The 1042-nt window shown below is 38.8% G+C and carries 2 pseudogenes; one reads left to right on the top strand and one right to left on the bottom strand.

The window, feature by feature from the left end:
• Nucleotides 1-160 precede the first annotated feature (160 nt).
• Nucleotides 161-516, bottom strand: a pseudogene (locus tag BBW68_RS20870) (hypothetical protein).
• 327 nt (nt 517-843) lie between these two features.
• On the opposite strand from BBW68_RS20870, the pseudogene BBW68_RS19250 reads away from it, so the two are divergent.
• Nucleotides 844-1042: pseudogene (locus BBW68_RS19250) on the top strand (hypothetical protein); the annotation flags it as partial.

Genomic DNA, 1042 nt, shown 5'->3' with positions numbered 1-1042 from the left:
ATTATTACCTATTATTCAATGAAGCCCTCCTAAACTTACAAAACAGGCCATTAAACCACACTTTTAAACATGGATGCCAGAAAGTGATAATTACTATGCTATGTAAACATCTAAAAAATATAACTTATTTAAAATAACCTGCCGTTCGACTGACTAAATATTACAATTCATCCGACATGTTGTGACGATCATTATCAATGAAATTAAACATCAGCGCATCAGAAGTAAGGGTAAAATTGACTGACTGATTGATTGTTTCACTCGCATCAATATCCAGACAGGCATTGAATACGTTCCAGCGGAAGCTGCAGTTCATTTTATAACGAGCGATTGTTGCAAATATTCCAAGGAAATAATTTTCAGACTTTCGGGAACATATCGCGCATTCTTGTGAATACCATTCCAGTGAACCAACTAGGTCATCTTCATTTTAGGAATTATCTGTTGGATCTCATGCATTAATTCTAGTGATTCAATGTTAGTTTGACGATATTTTAATGGTAAAGTTTTGCGCATTTTTTCCTCTCAGAGTTAACTTTTGCTTATCAGCTTAATTGCTGTAGCTGAGTGGATAAGTCAGATTATAAATATAGTGTAGCCTATACTAATGATTTAACAGTTAATTATTTTACTCGCTCCGGCGTGCTCCCGCACAAAACCATCACTATGTTGAGTTTTTTATATAAAAAACGCGCTAGTCATCCAGTCATAACGTAATAATTAGATACATTTTAATGATAACCGTAATGATTTTATTATTATTACATTATAACATATAGGTAGTTTTTTGATGAATACCTCACCGGCATTTCTCCGTCTCGGCACCATGCTCAGCTGCCCGGCATGGCTGCGTATGGTGCTGACCTTATTGCTAGCAGCGCTCACTTGGTGGGCGGCAGTCTGATAATCGTACTTAATCAGCTTGTGGTTTGCTATCAGCATCGTGCGGTGACGCCGCAATTAAACGGTGAATTTGCGCGTGGCAGCATGACGGCCCTAGTGGGGGCAAATGGCTGCGGAAAACGCCCAGATCATGCCCGGC

The sequence above is a fragment of the Candidatus Erwinia dacicola genome, assembly GCF_001756855.1.
GTDB lineage: Bacteria > Pseudomonadota > Gammaproteobacteria > Enterobacterales > Enterobacteriaceae > Erwinia > Erwinia dacicola.
The sequence above is the reverse complement of the archived record's forward strand: the minus strand, read 5'-3'. Positions and strand labels throughout refer to the sequence as shown.